The 17,367-nt window shown below is 64.6% G+C and carries 16 protein-coding genes and 2 pseudogenes; 10 read left to right on the top strand and 8 right to left on the bottom strand.

The annotated features are described in order from the left end of the window. Positions 1 to 54 precede the first annotated feature (54 nt). Positions 55 to 435, top strand: coding sequence for a hypothetical protein (locus AC1PPL_RS16685; RefSeq protein ID WP_056419692.1), 381 nt, complete (start codon positions 55 to 57; stop codon positions 433 to 435). A gap of 429 nt (positions 436 to 864) precedes the next feature. Further along, positions 865 to 1,797, top strand: coding sequence for a cation diffusion facilitator family transporter (locus AC1PPL_RS16680; RefSeq protein ID WP_056419686.1), 933 nt, complete (start codon positions 865 to 867; stop codon positions 1,795 to 1,797). Positions 1,798 to 2,331: 534 nt separating this feature from the next. On the opposite strand, the gene AC1PPL_RS16675 is transcribed toward AC1PPL_RS16680, so the two are convergent. From AC1PPL_RS16675 to AC1PPL_RS16640, 8 genes and pseudogenes are all read right to left on the bottom strand, one after another. Further along, on the bottom strand, positions 2,332 to 2,859 hold the full coding sequence (locus AC1PPL_RS16675; RefSeq protein WP_056419680.1) for a DUF4148 domain-containing protein: 528 nt from the start codon (positions 2,857 to 2,859) through the stop codon (positions 2,332 to 2,334). 413 nt (positions 2,860 to 3,272) lie between these two features. Further along, positions 3,273 to 5,678, bottom strand: a pseudogene (locus tag AC1PPL_RS16670) (AAA family ATPase); the annotation flags it as partial. 9 nt (positions 5,679 to 5,687) lie between these two features. Further along, on the bottom strand, positions 5,688 to 6,413 hold the full coding sequence (nucC, locus tag AC1PPL_RS16665) for a CBASS effector endonuclease NucC (protein ID WP_003050273.1): 726 nt from the start codon (positions 6,411 to 6,413) through the stop codon (positions 5,688 to 5,690). A gap of 36 nt (positions 6,414 to 6,449) precedes the next feature. Next, a complete protein-coding gene (locus AC1PPL_RS16660) occupies positions 6,450 to 7,352 on the bottom strand; it encodes a CBASS oligonucleotide cyclase (RefSeq protein WP_003050264.1) in 903 nt (300 codons plus the stop codon). Further along, a complete protein-coding gene (locus AC1PPL_RS16655; RefSeq protein WP_479973723.1) occupies positions 7,352 to 8,002 on the bottom strand; it encodes a hypothetical protein in 651 nt (216 codons plus the stop codon). The genes AC1PPL_RS16660 and AC1PPL_RS16655 overlap by 1 nt, the downstream gene beginning before the upstream one ends. After that, entirely contained in the window at positions 7,999 to 8,913 is a 915-nt protein-coding gene (cap6, locus tag AC1PPL_RS16650) for a CBASS system CD-NTase-associated protein Cap6 (protein ID WP_003050256.1), read from the bottom strand. Before cap6 ends, AC1PPL_RS16655 begins: the two co-directional genes overlap by 4 nt. A gap of 17 nt (positions 8,914 to 8,930) precedes the next feature. Further along, a complete protein-coding gene (locus AC1PPL_RS16645) occupies positions 8,931 to 9,506 on the bottom strand; it encodes a PIN domain-containing protein (protein ID WP_003050248.1) in 576 nt (191 codons plus the stop codon). Further along, complete coding sequence (locus AC1PPL_RS16640; protein WP_003050245.1) at positions 9,503 to 9,973, bottom strand: helix-turn-helix domain-containing protein; 471 nt, start codon at positions 9,971 to 9,973, stop codon at positions 9,503 to 9,505. The genes AC1PPL_RS16645 and AC1PPL_RS16640 overlap by 4 nt, the downstream gene beginning before the upstream one ends. A gap of 203 nt (positions 9,974 to 10,176) precedes the next feature. Between AC1PPL_RS16640 and AC1PPL_RS16635 the strand changes: the two genes are divergently transcribed. The 8 genes and pseudogenes from AC1PPL_RS16635 (at position 10,177) to AC1PPL_RS16600 (ending at position 17,311) form a co-directional block, all read left to right on the top strand. Continuing rightward, complete coding sequence (locus AC1PPL_RS16635; protein ID WP_003050229.1) at positions 10,177 to 10,560, top strand: integrative conjugative element protein, RAQPRD family; 384 nt, start codon at positions 10,177 to 10,179, stop codon at positions 10,558 to 10,560. Next, positions 10,557 to 10,790, top strand: a complete 234-nt coding sequence (locus AC1PPL_RS16630) for a TIGR03758 family integrating conjugative element protein (RefSeq protein WP_003050225.1) — start codon at positions 10,557 to 10,559, stop codon at positions 10,788 to 10,790. Before AC1PPL_RS16635 ends, AC1PPL_RS16630 begins: the two co-directional genes overlap by 4 nt. A 16-nt stretch (positions 10,791 to 10,806) precedes the next feature. Continuing rightward, positions 10,807 to 11,166 carry a TIGR03745 family integrating conjugative element membrane protein gene (locus tag AC1PPL_RS16625; RefSeq protein ID WP_020307818.1) on the top strand — a complete coding sequence of 120 codons (360 nt, stop codon included), beginning with the start codon at positions 10,807 to 10,809 and terminating at the stop codon, positions 11,164 to 11,166. A gap of 49 nt (positions 11,167 to 11,215) precedes the next feature. Further along, positions 11,216 to 11,683: pseudogene (locus tag AC1PPL_RS16620) on the top strand (PFL_4703 family integrating conjugative element protein); the annotation flags it as partial. Further along, the gene (locus AC1PPL_RS16615) at positions 11,680 to 12,591 is read left to right on the top strand and encodes a TIGR03749 family integrating conjugative element protein (RefSeq protein WP_003050114.1); all 912 of its coding nucleotides are present in this window, start codon (positions 11,680 to 11,682) and stop codon (positions 12,589 to 12,591) included. The pseudogene AC1PPL_RS16620 and the gene AC1PPL_RS16615, both read left to right, overlap by 4 nt. After that, the gene (locus AC1PPL_RS16610; protein ID WP_003050111.1) at positions 12,581 to 13,999 is read left to right on the top strand and encodes a TIGR03752 family integrating conjugative element protein; all 1,419 of its coding nucleotides are present in this window, start codon (positions 12,581 to 12,583) and stop codon (positions 13,997 to 13,999) included. Before AC1PPL_RS16615 ends, AC1PPL_RS16610 begins: the two co-directional genes overlap by 11 nt. Then, positions 13,980 to 14,429 (top strand): TIGR03751 family conjugal transfer lipoprotein, encoded by a 450-nt coding sequence (locus tag AC1PPL_RS16605; RefSeq protein WP_003050109.1) that lies wholly within the window; start codon positions 13,980 to 13,982, stop codon positions 14,427 to 14,429. The genes AC1PPL_RS16610 and AC1PPL_RS16605 overlap by 20 nt, the downstream gene beginning before the upstream one ends. Continuing rightward, positions 14,429 to 17,311, top strand: a complete 2,883-nt coding sequence (locus tag AC1PPL_RS16600; RefSeq protein ID WP_003050106.1) for a conjugative transfer ATPase — start codon at positions 14,429 to 14,431, stop codon at positions 17,309 to 17,311. Before AC1PPL_RS16605 ends, AC1PPL_RS16600 begins: the two co-directional genes overlap by 1 nt. The last annotated feature ends 56 nt before the right edge of the window (positions 17,312 to 17,367 follow it).

Genomic DNA, 17,367 nt, shown 5'->3' with positions numbered 1-17,367 from the left:
GCGGTCCCGCTGATCGCGGGACCTTCCCATTTCTCCAACCCCAAAGGAACTGCCATGAAACTCTCCCACCTCTTTCTCGCCCTCACGGTATCGATCTCTGGCGCAGCCATCGCGGCTGACAACCACGGCCACGACGTCAAGCCGATGCATGGTGGTGCTGTGGCGGAAGCCAAGGACGTCGAGTACGAATTCGTCGCCAGTGCCGACAAGCTGCAGCTCTTCATGCGCGACCACGGAAAACCCGTTGCCGTGGCGGGGATGACCGCCAAGGTCACCCTGCTGGCCGGCAGCGAGAAGCAGGAGGTTCAACTCCAAGCCGGTGAGGGCAAGTTGGAAGCCGCGGGTAGCTTCAAGGTCCCCGCCGGTACCAAAGCCGTGGTCGCCGTCTCGAAGGCCGGCAAGTCGGTCGCCTCGGTCCGCTTCACGCTGAAGTAACACCAACGCCGCCCGAAGCATCGCTCCAGTCCATGCGAACGACACCGCAGTGGCGGGTCCGTACCGCCCCTCGGCGCTGTGCATGTCCTTGCCCTTAGAGGCAAAAAGGAGCGATCCATGTCAATGCAGGCGGCCCAGGGTGGGCTTTTCGCCAAGCTGTTCTGGATCTGGATCAGCTTGTTGGTCTCTGTGTTTGTGTTCTGGCGGCTGCGGCACATGTGGCTCAAGCGCCATCCCCCGATGGACGTTCGAACCAAGTACAGCCGGCGACTGGCCAAGAGACTGAGGGACCGGCAAATAACGCGCTTGAAGTGCCGGACCACGGGTAAGCCTCGGCACCGGCGACGTCACTGAGCGCCAAGGCCGGACGAGGACCGCGGACTGAACGCGGTCGATGACATCACCAGACTGAATCTGAGGAGACAGACCATGGGAAAAGGTTCCGACCACGCTTTGCCAGCGGCAGGAAACGAAAAGGCTTTGCGCTACGCGCTGATGCTCACCGGCGGTTTCATGCTGGCAGAGGTCATTGGCGGCGTCATGCTCAACAGCCTGGCTCTGCTGTCCGATGCCGCACACATGTTCACCGACGTGGCGGCGCTGGCCATTGCGCTGGCGGCCATTCGGGTCGGGCGCCGGGATGTCGACGACCGGCGCACCTTTGGCTACCACCGATTTGAGATCCTGGCCGCCGCGTTCAATGCCTTACTCCTGTTTGGCGTTGCGGCGTACATCCTTTATGAGGCGTGGCAACGCTGGAGCAACCCGCCGGCAGTCCAGACCACTGGGGTGCTGGTGATCGCTGTACTGGGCACGATCGTCAACCTCGTGAGCATGCGCCTTCTGTCCTCAGGCAAGGATTCCAGCCTCAACGTCAAAGGAGCCTACCTTGAAGTCTGGAGCGACCTGCTCGGCTCGATTGGGGTCATCGTGGGGGCGCTGGTCATTCTGTTCACAGGGTGGAACTGGGTCGACACCGTCATTGCCGTGGCCATCGGCTTGTGGGTGCTGCCGCGCACCTGGATCCTCCTGAAAGAGACGCTCAACATCCTGCTCGAAGGCGTCCCCGAAGGCATCGATCTGCCTCAGCTCAAGCGTGCGCTCCTGGACCTGCCAGGGGTGGTGTCCTTGCATGAACTGCATGTCTGGGCGGTCAGCAGCGCCAAGACCAGCCTGAGCGCTCACGTCGTGTACAACCCGCAAGCGGCAGACCCTGGCACCATGCTGGCCGCCGTCAACCAGTTGCTGGCGAAGCAATTCGAGATCACCCACACCACCATTCAGTTGGAAACCCAAGCCTGCGGTACGGCTGCCGCCGGCACTTCGAATGCTGGTGCGGATCACTGGAAAGCACCCGTGTGATTTCCGCGTGGACGACCACCCTCCGTTCCTGCTTTGCACAGCGCTGGGCAAACAGGTGGCGCCTGCCAGCGCTGTGTGTCGTGGCCATGCTCGCCGCCGGCTGCGCCACCCCCGTGTATGAAAACTCCCTACCGTGGGCGGAGGGTTGGCGCGTGGGCAAAGTCAGCAGGGTTGAAGCCACTGCTCAGGACCTGGCGTTCTACAAGCGCCGGTGCAAGGCCGATCAGTTAGATCGTGCGCAAGAGCGGTTCGCCATTGTTCAGTGGAGAGAGGTGGGTCGGTCGCGCTGGACCGTTGCGCGTCTGCCTGCAGATGTAGCCGTGGTTGCTGGAGAGCCGGTCTACGTCAAGGTTTGGGATTGCTCGGCAGCCCTCGTCAAACGTGAGATGAACTAGAGCACAGGCGAGCTCAAGTCGGCCGATTCAGATACCTCACCGGTCGCACCCGGTGTGCACGAGTGAACGGCGCTGGTGCCCACCACCACGGAGCGTGAGGGCGGGCCAGCCCAGCGCGACTGGGCTCTGGATCTGATGTTCAGAGATCGCGGCCATTGGAGTGGCCCGATTGCGCGGCCGTCGAGCCCGCGTGGTGCTGGTGGTATTGGCCAGGGTAGATTTCATTGAGCTTGCGGCCGTCCTCGCCGGCGGCCATCAGGTCCCCGGTGTGGATAGCCTCTGCCAGTTCCTCCTTGACCTGCTCGCGTGTCTTGCCTGCTTGCGCCATCTTGGACGGATACAGGTTGGGCTGCAGTTCATTGAGCCGTGATCCGGATTCCCCGGCGGCAAGCATGTCACCGCTGCGAACAGCCTGCTCCAGTTCCGCGCGCACCTGGTCCCGGGTCTTGCCCAGCACCGGGGTCTTCAACTGGTAGCCACCGGAGTTGAGCTCACTGACTTTGGCGCCGATTTCCCCGCCGGCCATGATGTCGCCGCTGCGCAGGGCTTGCGAGAGCTCGGCTTTGACCTCCTCGCGTGTCTTGGACTGGGCGCCATGGCTGGCATCGAAAGCGAATGCAGGGGCTGCGCTCAGCGCGAGGATGATGAGGGTGGTCTTGAGTTTCATGTTGGTCCTTAAGGTCAATGGTTGGAAGCGAAAATTTGTGCCTTGGATGGGCGGAGTCGATTGCATTGCGTGTGCCAGGCCCGAGGGCCCTCAGCCGGTCACGGCGCCTGGTGGGCTTCGACCCAGCCGATCTCGCCGCCCAGGTCGCGCACGCCATTCGTAGTGGCGGGGCCCTTTTGAGCAGCTTGAAGTTCATCCAGAACCTGTTGCCTGCTCTTGTTTGACACCGGTGCTTTGACCAGTGGATAGGTGGCGGGGTAGCCGCGGCTGATCCAGTGCAACGAACCGTTTTGCTGCGCAACGAGCACGTTTTGCTGGACGTCTTCACGGCTGACGGTGCGGCCCAGGTGAGATGGCACGAAAGTGGCACCTTCTTCCTGGCTAGGACTGGTGTGAAACGCGGTCGAAGCGAAAGACGACCGCAACTTGGTGCATTTATTGTTCAGCTCCCAAGGCGCGCGGGGCCCGCTCAGCTTGATGTCGATCCGGCCGTCCGTCCGCCGACCCAGCCACGTCCACAGGCGGTCCGTCAGACTCTCCAGCGCCGGCCGGGCCTGACGCAGTGCCTCGCGTTTCTCGTCAGCCGCCAACGCCTGCTGGGCCAGAAGAACATAGTTCTTCGCTGGCGGGTCGCTGTCGACCCGCAGTTCGTGCTCTCCCTGATGCGGGAGAAACTTGTAGCGCTTGATGGCGCCAGCGCGCCGGGCGCCCAGCTCCTGCTGGATGCGATGCAGGAATTCCTCGGCGTGCGAGGTGAGGATGACCTGCTTACCGTCGAGCAGGCCATCCTCGAAGAAGGTGCGCCAGATGCCGTCGCGGTGGTCATCGTCGATCGCATTGACGACGTCATCAAAGATGACGACGGGACAACCCTGCGCGATATTTTTGGCGAGTAGTATCGCCAGGCCGAGGCACTTGATGTGCCCCTCGCTGAACACGATTAGCGCGTCGTAACGGACACCCGGCTCCCCAGCGAACTCCACCTCGATCTTGCCGTTCTCGGCCACTGGCAGCCACAGCGCGTGCAGCAGATCGCCGGGCGGATCGGCCCGGTTGAATGCGTTGTAGAGCTGGCGCGCTTGCTCTCCCAGCCCTTGGAGCAGCACACCTGGAAGTGCGGCAAGGTAGGCCTGAATCTCGGGCAAAAAGCCGTCGTAGGCAACCTTGACCCGCTGATGGTGCGCCACCACCGCCACTTCCGCAGCAACGACCTCGATCAGTTCGCGGTTCGCCTCGTCGAACTGGGCGACGGTCTGGCGGGCAGTGGCCAGATCCTGATCGGCCGCCCCCCGCAAGGTGCGCAGTCGTTGGACCTCCAACTGGTGCTGCTGTAGGCCATCTCGCTCCTGTGCCAATGCGCCGCGCTGGGCATGCACTTCCCGCGCCTGCGCGTCGACCCCTTCAATGATCTCGGCGATCCGCAGCAGAGCGTTCCAGGCACGTCGATCTCCATCGACCCAGGCACCAAGCCAATTGCCGGCCGCAGTGGGAGGCAGCAGCGGCAGGCCAGCACCCTGTGATTCGGCCGGACAGGCAACGGCACCCGCCGTTACCACGCGGCGCATCTCCTCCCACAGAACTCGGACCGCCTCGCTCAACTGCGTGCGATGTCCGGTCTCCTGCTGTTGGAGGGCAGCCAGTTGAGCAAGCTGCTCCAGGCCCGCGCGTGCCTTCGCGAACGGATCCTGCGCCACAGCGGCCAGTGCAGTTCCACAGGCGGGGCAAGCCGTCGCCCCGTCCGCCAGCGCCAACACGGCCTCGTAGAGCTTCGCGTATGACACCTCGCCGGCGCGGGCGGCAAGCTGCCCGGAAGACGCCCGCCACAGTCCCTGGATCCGATAAGCCTCTGCCAGCAACGCCTGCAGACGGGCCTGCGTCACTTCATAAATGGCAGGCGGGTTGGCGTCCAGTTGTGCCTGGACGTACGGCAGCCGCCCTTGTTGCTGCGGTGTGCCGAGCAGCCAGTCGACGCAGGCCTGGTAGGTCGCGCCAGGCCACATGCGCTGCGCCAAGGCCTGCTCTAGGGCCTCGACCGCAGCAATCTTCTGCGGATAGGCGGCGATCGTCTGCTCGGAGTTCGCCAACTGTACGCGGCGTTGTGCCAGCTGCGCAGCTTGGACACCGGTGAGCATCAGGTCCTGATCAAGCAAAGGGTTGAAGCCCCGCACGAATTCGCTGAACTGGTCCACGCCGAACAGGGTTGCGATCAGTTGCCGCTGGTCGCCCGGCGTCCGCGCGGCGATGCGGGCGAAGTCGTCAAGGCGGTTCTTCTCGATGAAGCAGAAGCGGTATTCGGCTTCATCTGGCTGGACGGCCTGGGGCTGGTCTTCCGCCCGGGACGATAGGACAGGCGCGACATGACGGCGCAGGCGAGCGTTGTTGCAGTACGTCCGCTGGTCGACCCGCTTGGCCTGCGCTTCGCTGATCGAACCGAGCATCGCCACTTCCAAGGCTTCGCAGAAGCTGCTCTTGCCGGTGCCGTTGGCACCGTAGACCAAGGTGATGTCATGGCTGAGGTCGAACGTCTCCTGCCGCATGAATCCTCGAAACGGCCCGACTTCGAGCTGGTGCAGTCGCCCGAGCGCCGGCCCGTTTTCGGGGCCGCGCGCGTCCCCGTTGTAGGCGACAGGCATCTGCGCCAGATGCGCGATGGCCAGCGGCGCCAAGCGCGTGGAGCGCCCCCGGCGTGCAGCACCGACCTCGGCCAGTGGCTGCAGGTGATCGAGCACCAGGTGCGCCAGCCGGCGCACGTCGTCGTGCACGTGCCGCTGCGCCAAGTGCGCTAGGAACCGGTGGTACTCCGAACGTATGCTTGCCACAGCGACCCCTCACTTGGTCAACCACTGACCGTAAGCCTCCACATCGATCATGGGGACCGTTCCACTGAACTGAAGCTGCGCGATCAGCTTGAAAAGAAACGCGGTCGCCGGCTTGTTTTCGTTGGTGTAGCTGTACGCGCCGCTGGCTTGGTCATAGAAAAAGTGCCCGTGGGCGGCAACGCATCCGATGTCCAGACGCCCCTCGGTGAGGTTTGCGTTCAGCGCCTTGTCCATGGATGGGCCCAATGCTGGACTCCATTCGCTCTCGAAGGTGAGCAAGCCACCCAGAATCGGAATCAACGGCTTCGCTGGGTAGGTCCCGCCAGCGTGCGGGATCGGCAGGCTCGTGCGGTGCAGCCTGCGCACACTGGCGACCTTCTCCTGGGCATAGGCCACAAGCCCCGCGTCAGCCGTCTGCTTGGCCTCGAACACGGCGTACACGCTTTCGGCTGGGATGATCGTCTCGTTCTCGTAGGTGAAGATAAAAGGCGAATATTGCCGATCAAACACCACCACATCGATCTGCTGGCTGAAGTTCCCCAGGCTGTCCACCACATGCGCCTTGGCCGCCTGGTACCGTTTGGGCAGATAGGTATCCAGCATGTCGATCCAGACGTTCTCGCTCGCATCCCCCTTCGTGCCCGGGTGACCGAAGGTCTTGCGTACTACGGACAGGCGCTGCTGGATGTCCTCGTGCAAGGACGACAAGAGTTGGGAAAGCGACCACTGGGACATGTTGTACCTCGATTGGACGTATGGCAGCCGACGGGGTCAGGAAAGCGGGAACTTGGGGCCAAACAGCGCACGCCAGGCTCGAAGCGCTTCGAGATTGCGACCGCGACGCGCGTGGTCGATGGCGACACTTGCGTCCTGGCTCGCTTGCGACAGCAGTTGCTGCGCGCGCTGCTTGCGCGCAGCGTCCATGTCGTTGCTGATCGCCGGCCCGAGGCCGGCCGGGTCAGGCCACTCGTCATGGACACGATCAGCGAGCGTGGCAAAGAATGACTGGATCTCGCGATCGAACGATCCACCCCAGCCGCCGTAGAGACATTCCAGTGCCATCACCTCGATAAGGAATGAGGGCTTCACCGGCTTCTGATCGCCGTGCTTGGGATTGTTGTTCCAGTACTTCACCATGCGCACGAGACCTTTCCACTCATTGCCATAGGCTTGGTGCGCTGCGGTCGCCTTGTCCTTATGGATCTCCGGGTCCGTCTTGATCCACTTTCCGGACGCCGAATCGGGGATCTCATACTGGTCGCCGGTGTCGAATGCGGGCACCGCATCCACGCTGACCACCCGGTAGTCCGTGTTGTCCTCCGCGTCGATGTGAACACCGAAATCCACGTTGATCGAGCGCGCCTGTTTGCGCACGGCTGCCGAACCGTATTTCTCCACCAATGCAGAGTGGAAATCATCCAGCACTACCGATGCGGCCTTGCCGTGGTAATGCTTCTCCGAGTCCTTCAGCACGAAGAAGATGTCGATATCCTTGAGCGGCTTCGTCTTCGTGTATCGAGCATAGGAGCCGGTCAGGAAGCTGCGCGCAATACCGAATTTCGTCTGCAGGTAGTCTCGCACTTCGTTCTGGCGCTGCGAGGCATTCTTCTGCTCGCGCTCGTTGAGTTCCAGGCGCGACTTGAACTTGCGAAAAGCTTCATCGATCGACAGCATCAGCGTTGCCTCCAATATCCAGCCTGACCCGCCAGGCCGCTGTGTTCCACAGTCGAGCCCAGGCTCTGCTTGACCATCCCATCCGTCGAGCGATAGCTTCCTTTGCTCCACCCATCCACGTCAGGCCGCCCGGGCTTTGTATCAAGCATGACTTTGTACTTAGCCTGCGATGGCAACAGCCCAGCCTTCTTGATCGCGTATTTCAACTGCTCGGTATCTGTCCAGAAGCTGCCGTCGCCATCGGACCACCCATACACGATGTCGATATCCCATCGGGTCACAAGCTTGTCGGTTGCCGGGTTGTAGATCTCCAGAATCACCTTGCGCAGATCACCGGTCCCGAGCCACGTCTTGATGGCTCGGGTATTGCTCTCCCAGCGATCCGCAAAGTGCTCATCATCACCATCGATCGCGTCTTCGTCGAAGAGGCAGTAGATCCTGGTCCGTGGTCCATCGCATGTCGCAACGATGGGCGCGCTCTTGGGTGCCTGGTCGGCGATCAAGCTGGCGGCCACGCCCGCCACGGCCCTGAGTTCAGAGCGAGCCGTGCCGTCCTTGCCCTGAGTGAGCAGTTCGACAATGGCATCCCACGTCTGCAACGCATCGCGGTGCGGCGAACTGCGAAACGTCCGGCTGACAACGGTGGTCATTTTTGCTTCCCTCCTTGAAGGCGCATTTGCTTTGCCTGTCGTATCGCACTGCGCAGGTGCTCTACGGAAAGCTTGTTCGGATCGATAGCCACTTGCGGGTCGGCCGCGAGGGCGTTGGCTACGACCTTGCGAATGGCCCGACCATCCAATCCGACGCACTCGCCAGCACACGCGTCGAACTGGTGAGCCGAGGAAAGCTTGCCAATCCCCGGAAATGTCTTTGCCAGGCCATTCAGGCAGTCCACCAGGATCTGCTTGCAGGCATCCTTGCCGGGCAGTGGCACCTCCATCACCATGTCGCAACGAGACAGGAAGGCACTGTCGACGGCCTGTGGGAAGTTGCTGGTGGCCACGAACAGCAGATGCGGGTTGCGTTCGGCCAACATGTCCAACTGCACCAACACCGCATCGGTGGCCCGGTGCACATCAACCGGGTTGGCTTCCAGGCTGAGCTTGGCTCGATCAGCCGCAAGCGTTTCGACCTCGTCCAGAAGGACGATCGTCGGGCCCGCCGCTGCGGATTCTGCGATCGATTGCGAGAACAGGTCTGCCACGGCGCGTTGAGTCTTTCCCATTGCAGAGCTCGTCAGCGTGTGAGGCTCCACTTCCAGCAATCGAAACTTCGCAGAAGAAAAAGATTCGGCCACACGATGCGCCAAGCCCCGTGCCAAGGAGGTCTTCCCAGTCCCCGGTGGGCCGACCAACAAGATCACGCCGTGCAGGGGGAGTACCGTGCGCTCCACCTTGGGGCGCACCGTGAAGTTGACGATCGCTTGTGACAGCAACTGTTTTTTGATGGCTTCGTCCATCACGATCGAATCCCACAAGTCACCCAGCGACTTGTCCGGCAGCTTCCAGCTTCGATGGATGCCTTTCGGCAAAGTGGCGTCTGATGAAGGATTCTTGGTCATCCGTGGCTCTCGGCGGGTCAGAGAATGGTGCGATAGGTCGCCAGCACCTTGGTCGTTTGCACAAGGCCTTGGCGCAGCAGGATTTCGAGATAGCGGTCCACATCGATCGGCGGATGCTTGAGTTGGGCACGCTGGCGCTGCGCAGCCGACACTACGGCGGCCGCATCCAGATCCAGCAGGTTGTCCACAAACTCATCGGGGTGCTGCGATTCGATGCCGTACGGAGCCAGCAGATCGTTCGGGAAATCCCGTTCGTTGAACGTCACAATCACGCTCGCACCGCAGCGAATCGCCGCAGCCAGGACGTGCCGATCGTCCGGATCGGGCAATGTCAGGCCTGCCACGAGCGCTTCGTAGCCCTCCACCAAGCCGTCCGGAATGGCCCTGTCCATGAGATCCGACGTCCTGTCGACCTGAACCCGGGTGAGATCGGGGCGGTTGATCAACAGGTTGCGTTTCCACTCCTCATGAATGGCTTGGCTCCACCGCGCCCGGAAGCGGCCAGACAGGCCGAGCCACATCAGGAAATCCCGCAGTGGCGCGGGATATAGAACGCACGCGTCGTAGACGGCGGTGAATGGGGAATGCCTCATTCGTATCCCATTCCCAACTCTTGCGACTGCTGAGCGAGTTCGGCCATCGCCTGCTCACTGGCGCGCTCGCGCGCTTCCTTGTACTGCATCAGATCGGCGAACCTCACCCTGCGGTGCTTGCCGGTGCGATGAAATGCCAACACCCCATCTTCTAGCAGCTTGACGAAATGGGGACGGGACACGTTGAGCAAGTCCGCCGCCTCTTGGGTCGTCAGCTCTGCATGGACGGGCACCACCTTTACTGCATTGCCATCGGCCAACTCGGCCAGGATGTCGACCAGCAGGCGCAACGCCGAGGTAGGCAGTTCCACCTGATGAGCCTGTTTGTGGTCATCAAAGATCTGGATGTGCTGCGTCTCGAACTGGGTTGCGAGGTAAGCCGCCAAGGCACGTTGACCCTGGACGGCTGCCTTAACCTCTCCCGCGGCGGGAAGGGTCATCTTGGATTGGGCAGTGGCGGTGGTCATGGGTAGCTCCTAAGCGAAAACGGTTGCAGAGCCGATCATATTCGAAACACTCGAAAAACGCAATAATCGAAACGCGACCCGGGCTTTTGTAGGTTCGCTCGCGGCATGCCCAATCCGGTCGTCCGCCAGTTCCTATTGTTTGCGGCCTAAAACAGCCCTGATCTCCACGATCACCCCATTGCTGATCACACAGGAATGGCGCGATGGTGGCTTCGATCTGGCTGCGCGCCGCGCATCGCGGCGTACCCACTCTTCTCGTGACGGCCCTCCTGCTGGGTCAGTCCCCGATGGCCTTGGCCGAGTCCCCTGCGCAGCGCCAGGAGCTGGTCGCCGCACTGCGCCAGCTCGACGCGCTGGAGCGCACCGTCGCGGACAGCGCCGCGCATGCCCCCATCCAGCCGGGCGAGCGCTACCACTTCGACTACCCGCGGCTGCTGGCTGACCTGGCGCGTGTTCGCGCCGGCATCCAGTTCCATCTGACGCCATCGCGCGCCCAGCCGCGCGACCCCTCCGAACTGGCCGGCGACTACCGCACCGAGCGGGCGACCGAGCCGCTGCCGGCGACGACTGCGGAGGGCAAGCCATGAACGGCGCCCAGGTCTCAGCATTTCAAGCCAACAGCGGCATCGCGCCTTCCGCGATGGCGACCGTCCTGGTCGGCGTCGTGTTCGCGGTCCTGCTCGTGTGGGGCGTCTGGGCCATCCGAACGGCCTACGTGGGGTGGTCCGAGAGCCGCCTCAACCAGCGCCAGTTCCTCGGCGTCTGCATCCGCTTCGTCGCGATGTACCTCGTCCTGAGTTTCTTCCTCCTGTCCTGACCTGAAAGGCCCGACCATGCACAACCGCATCTTCACTTCCCGTTTTGCCCAGCGCGCCGCCGTGGCCCTGGGCGCCGCCGCGCTGCCCGCGCTGTCGTTCGCGCAAGGCTTGCCGCAGTTGGAGAACCCGACGCGCGGCACCGGCAACGGCATCATGGAGACGATCCGCAACTACGGCTACGACATCATCATGCTCGTGGCCCTGTTGGTGGTGGCGTCGATGTTCATCGGCGTGTGCTACCACGCCTACGGCACCTACGCGGAAATCCACACCGGCCGCAAGACCTGGGGCCAGTTCGGCCTCACGGTCGCCATCGGCGCCGTGCTGCTCGTGATCGGCATCTGGCTGCTCACCGAAGCCACCGGCATCCTGTAAGCGAGGCCGGTATGTCCGAGCAGCAGCACGTCCGTGCGGACGGAACGGTCAGACGCTGAACCGCTGGCCGACCAATGGCGAAGAAGACTACTCGCGCAACCTCCACACGCTCTCGCCGTACCTCACCCCGTCCTGCCAGGCCTTCCTGCGGGCGGACTATGACTACCGCCGCTCCACGGGCGAGCTGCGTCAGCGCGTGCGCGGCATCTACGAGATTCCCGGCCGCGGCTATGGCGACGACCCCACGGCGCGCGTGCGCACCGTATCCGATCGCGACTGGGTGGTGACGCTGGACATCACGGCGGACGAGTACTACGGCGCCGAGCAGGTTAAACGCGCCCTGGTGCGCTATCCGATCAAGGTCACGCGGGTGGACGTCGATCCCGCCCGCAACCCGTTCGGCCTGGCGCTGGACTGCTATGAGGGCGCGCCCCAGCGCATCAGTGCACCGGAGCCGGCGCGCCCGGCGCCGAGTGGCCTTTCTCCGCAAGCGCCTCAAGGAGGAAACACCCCATGAAGCATCCTGTACTCGCGCTGCTGGGGCTACTGGCCGTGGCCGCGGCACCCGTCGCCCAGGCGGTGGAGATCCTGCGTTGGGAACGCATGCCACTGGCAGTGCCGCTGAAGGTCGGTCAGGAACGCATCGTGTTCATCAACCGGAACGTGCGCGTGGGCGTGCCCGCGGGCGTGGGCGAACGCCTGCGCGTGCAGAGTGCGGGCGGCGCGGTGTACCTGCGCGCCAGCGAGCCGATCGAGCCCACGCGGTTGCAACTGCAGGACGCCGACACGGGCGCGCTGATCCTGCTGGACATCGCAGCTGAACTGCCCAAGGACGGGGAAGCCGAGCTGGAGCCGGTGCGCATCGTCGAGGGTGACAGCGCACCGGGACGCTATGGCGAGCAAGCCGACAGTGCCGAGGCCCCGGCACGCGCCCAGGGCCAGGCAGGTGCGCGGACCGCGCGGCGCGAAACTCCGGTCCCTGTCGTGCTGACGCGCTTCGCCGCGCAGAACCTCTACGCACCGCTGCGCACCGTCGAGCCGCTTCCGGGCGTCATGCGGGCCAACCTGCCCCGCGACCTCGACCTGGACACACTGATGCCAACGCTGCCGGTGCGCGCGGTCGCGCTCGCGTCGTGGCGCCTGGAAGACCAATGGGTGACTGCCGTGCGCCTCACCAACACCGGCGCCGACTGGGTCGCGCTCGACCCGCGCGTGCTGCAAGGCGATTTCCTCACCGCCACCTTCCAGCACGAGGCGCTGGGTCCGCGCGGCACGCCCGAGGACACGACCGTCCTCTACCTGGTCACGCGCGGCCGCGGCCTCGCGCAGTCGCTGCTGCCGGCGATTCACCGCTTCGACCCTGCCGTGCATCTGCCGCAGCCGGACGGCGACGAGAACGTCGAGGAGGCCCGCCATGCGCAGTAACGGCCTGCTCAAGTGGCTGATGATCCCTGTCGCCATCCTGGTGCTGTTCGTCGGTATCCGGCTGTTCTCGGGTGGCGGCAGCACGGCGCCACCCGCGGCGGACAACGGCGCCCAGCTCACGCCCGAGGAAATGAAGGCGCTGGGCATCGAAGGCGACACCCCGCGCGACACCGTGGCGACGCTCGTTGCCCAAGTGAAGCAGTTGCGCACCGAGCTTCAGACCGCGCTCTCGGACAACAAGTCGCAGCGTGAAGAGAACCAGCGGCTGCGCCAGCGCGAGAACTCCATCGACCAGCGCATCAACTCGGCGCTCGAATCCGAGCGGTCCAACCTGCGCCGCGACCAGGAGCAGGCGGCCAGCGCGCGCCAGCAGACCGAAGGGCTGCTCGCCGACCTGCAGCGGCGCCTGGACAGCATCGGCGGGCGCGGCGGCGGCCATGCGGACCTGCCCGTGGGCCTGGGGCTGCAGGGCGGCGACGAGGCCGGCATGGAGGGCGGCGTGCGGTGGGTCGAGCCGGACGACGCAAAGCCCGCCGAGGGGCGCAACGCCGGTCGTGGCGCGAGCGGCGGAATGAGCTTCCCCACGAGCTTCGGCCCGGCGCAGAGCACGCTCGAAACCACCGCGGAAACCGTGGCGAACGCGGGCGCGCAAGTCGCGGGCGTCAAGACCGCGAAGCCCGTCTATACCGTGCCGACCAACTCCACGCTCATGGGCTCGGTCGCGATGACGGCGCTGATCGGCCGTGTGCCGATCGACGGCACGGTGAACGATCCCTATCCGTTCAAAGTCCTGGTCGGGCCGGACAACCTGACGGCGAATGGCATCGACATTCCCGATGTGGCCGGCGCCGTGTTCAGCGGCACCGCCTCGGGCGACTGGACGCTTTCGTGCGTGCGCGGCCAGGTGCGCAGCATCACGTTCGTGTTCAACGACGGCACGATCCGCACGATCCCCGAAGACCGCGAGGGCAACCAGCAGAATAACCAGCAACGCGACGGCTTGGGATGGATCAGCGACCCGCACGGCATCCCCTGCGTCAGCGGCGAGCGGCGCAGCAACGCCCAGCAGTACTTGGGCTCGCAGGCCCTGATCACGGCGGCCGGTGCCGGCGTGGCCTCGCTCATCGAGAGCGACAGCGGCCGCATGTCGTATGTCGGCTCGGACGGCTCCATCGGCACCGTGGGCATCAGCGGCCAGGAGGCGGTCGGCCAGATTCTGGCGGGCGGCGTGCGGGACATGTCGGCCTGGGTCAACAAGCTCTACGGCCAAGCGTTCGCCGCCGTCTATGTCCAGCCCGGCGCGAAGGTCGCCGTCCACCTCGAAAAGCCGCTCGCCATCGACTTCGATCCCGAAGGCCGCAAGGTCGATCACCGCACAGGAGAAAGCCATGCTCTCGAACTTGAATAGCTTGGCCCGTGGCCTGGCGCTGGTCCTCGCCGTCGCGGCGCTCGCCGGCTGCGCCACCAGCAAGGAAAAGCTGCTGACCCACGGTGACCGCACGATGATGGACATCTGGCAGCAGGAGGCCGGGGACGGCGGTGGCGCAGCCGGACGGAACGCCGGCGGCCAACTGCTCGATGCGCGCCAGAGCCTGCGTCGGCCGCTGACCGACGCCGATATGCAGGCCGCACCTGCCGAGCAGATGCGCTACACGCGCACCGCGCGCAACGAGGTCCATCGCCAGTTCCAGCGCCTGCCCAATCCCGATCTCGTGATGTACGTGTACCCGCACCTGGCCGGCACCGATCCCGTGCCGGTGCCCGGCTACACGACCGTCTTCCCGCTGTACCAGCGCATTCAGTACGCGATGCCGGGTGAGCGCGTGGAGGACTACTGATGCGCTGGAAACTTCCCTGGCCTAAGCCGGCCGCGCTGAAGCTGGCCGCATCCGGCGCTGGTGATGACGAGCAGCCGGACGGCTGGCAGCGCCACATTGAGGCCTTGCGCCAAGCCGGCATCCCCGAACCCGGCTCGGCAGTCCGGGGCCGCAAACCGGCGACGGAGGCCGACGAGCAGGCGCTGTACGAGGTCGCACCGTCCTTCGTGGAACTGCTGCCCTGGGTCGAGTTCTTGCCCGAGTCAAGGTCCATGTTGCTGGAGGACGGCCAATCGGTGGCGGCCTTCTTCGAGCTGGTGCCGCTGGGGACCGAGGGCCGGGAACCGGGCTGGCTTGCCCACGCCCGCGACGCCTTGGAGAACGCGCTGCAGGACAGCTTCGATGAGCTGGACGAGAACCCCTGGGTGCTCCAGCTCTATGCCCAGGACGAGCCGAGTTTCGACCAGTACATGCAGACCCTGCGTGACTACGTGCAGCCACGTGCCCGCGGGACAGCGTTCACCGAGTTCTACCTGCGCTTCTTCGGCCACCATCTGCGTGCGGTGGCCAAGCCCGGCGGCCTGTTCGAGGACACGGTGGTCACGCGGCTGCGCTGGCGCGGGCAGACGCGGCGCGTGCGCATGGTGGTCTATCGACGTGCCACCGGGCAGGCAAGCCGCCGCGGCCAGACGCCCGAGCAGATGCTGAACATCGTCTGCGACCGCCTGTGTGGCGGGCTGGCGAACGCCGGCATCCAGGCACGGCGCATGGTCGCAGCCGACGTCCACGACTGGCTGCTGCGGTGGCTCAATCCGCGCCCCGCGATGCTCGGGCCCAGTACAGAGGACCGGGAGCGCTTCTACGCACTGGCGCGCTACCCGGACGAGACTGAGGCCGGCGAGATCGAACTGGCGAGCGGGCGGGATTTCAGCCAGCGGCTGTTCTTCGGCCAGCCACGCTCCGACGTGGAGCACGGCACCTGGTACTTCGACGGCATGCCGCACCGTGTGCTGATCACCGACCGGCTGCGCATGCCGCCCGGCACGGGACATCTAACCGGCGAGACCCGCAAGGGCGATGCGATCAACACGCTGTTCGACCAGATGCCGGAAGACACCTTGCTTTGTCTCACGATGGTTGCCACGCCCCAGGATGTCCTGGAATCGGATCTGAACCACCTGGCGAAGAAGGCCGTGGGCGAGACGCTGGCGTCGGAGCAGACGCTCAAGGACGTGCATGAAGCCCGCTCGCTGATCGGCAGCGCGCACAAGCTCTACCGGGGCACGCTGGCGTTCTACCTGCGCGGGCGCGACGAGGCGGAACTGGATCGGCGCGGCCTGGACCTGGCGAACGTGATGCTCAACGCTGGTTTGCAGCCGGTGCGAGAGGATGATGAGGTGGCGCCGCTCAACAGCTACCTGCGCTGGCTGCCGTGCTGCTACAACCCCGGCAAGGATCGGCGCCGGTGGTACACGCAACTGATGTTCGCCCAGCACGCGGCAAACCTGTCGCCGGTGTGGGGCCGTGCCCAGGGTACGGGGCATCCAGGCATCACGATGTTCAACCGCGGCGGCGGGCCGATCACCTTCGATCCGCTCAATCGCCTGGACCGGCAGATGAACGCCCACCTGTTCCTGTTCGGCCCGACGGGTTCCGGCAAATCGGCCACGCTCAACAATCTGCTGAACCAGGTCACGGCCATTTATCGGCCGCGCCTCTTCATCGTGGAAGCCGGCAATAGCTTCGGCTTGTTCAGCGACTTCGCCAGGCGCCTGGGCCTGACCGTGAATCGGGTCAAGCTGGCCCCCGGATCGGGCATCAGCCTAGCGCCGTTCGCCGACGCGCGCCGGCTGATCGAAACGCCCAGCGATGTGCAAACGCTCGATGCCGATGCGCTGGACGAAGACCTGCCACCCGATGCCTCAGCCATGGAGGCGGACGAACAGCGCGACGTGCTGGGCGAACTGGAGATCACGGCGCGGCTGATGATCACTGGCGGCGAGGACAAGGAGGAAGCCAGGATGACGCGCGCCGACCGCTCGCTGATCCGCCAGTGCATCCTCGACGCCGCCGAGCACTGCGTGGCCGAGAAGCGCACGGTGCTCACGCGCGACGTGCGCAATGCGCTGCGCACCCGCGGCCAGGACCCGACGTTGCCCGAGATGCGGCGCGTGCGGCTGCTGGAGATGGCGGACGCGATGGACATGTTCTGCCAAGGCACGGACGGCGAGATGTTCGACCGCGACGGCACGCCGTGGCCCGAGGCCGACATCACGCTGGTGGATCTCGCGACCTATGCCCGTGAGGGCTACAACGCGCAGCTCTCGATCGCGTACATCAGCCTCATCAGCACGGTGAACAACATCGCGGAGCGTGACCAGTATCTCGGCCGCCCGATCATCAACGTGACCGACGAAGGCCACATCATCACGAAGAACCCGCTGCTCGCGCCGTATGTCGTGAAAATTACAAAAATGTGGCGCAAGTTGGGCGCCTGGTTCTGGCTGGCGACGCAAAACATCGACGATCTGCCGCGCGCCGCAGAGCCCATGCTCAACATGATCGAGTGGTGGATCTGCCTGTCGATGCCGCCGGACGAGGTGGAGAAGATCGCACGATTCCGCGAACTCTCGCCGGCGCAGAAGGCGCTGATGCTTTCGGCACGCAAGGAAGCGGGCAAGTTCACCGAGGGCGTCATCCTCTCCAAAAGCATGGAGGTGCTCTTCCGCGCCGTGCCGCCGAGCCTGTATCTCGCGCTCGCGCAGACCGAACCCGAAGAGAAGGCCGAGCGCTACCAGCTCATGCAGCAGCACGGCGTCAGCGAGTTGGATGCCGCCTTCAAGGTGGCCGAGAAGATCGACCGGGCACGCGGCATCGAGTCGCCGGCCCTGGCCCTGCCCTGAATCTGCCGTGCACCGGAGAACGCCATGGAACAGAAACGCTCATCCATTCCGATGCA

Source organism: Diaphorobacter sp. B2A2W2, from assembly GCF_056730635.1.
This window is presented reverse-complemented; position numbering and strand designations above follow the sequence as displayed.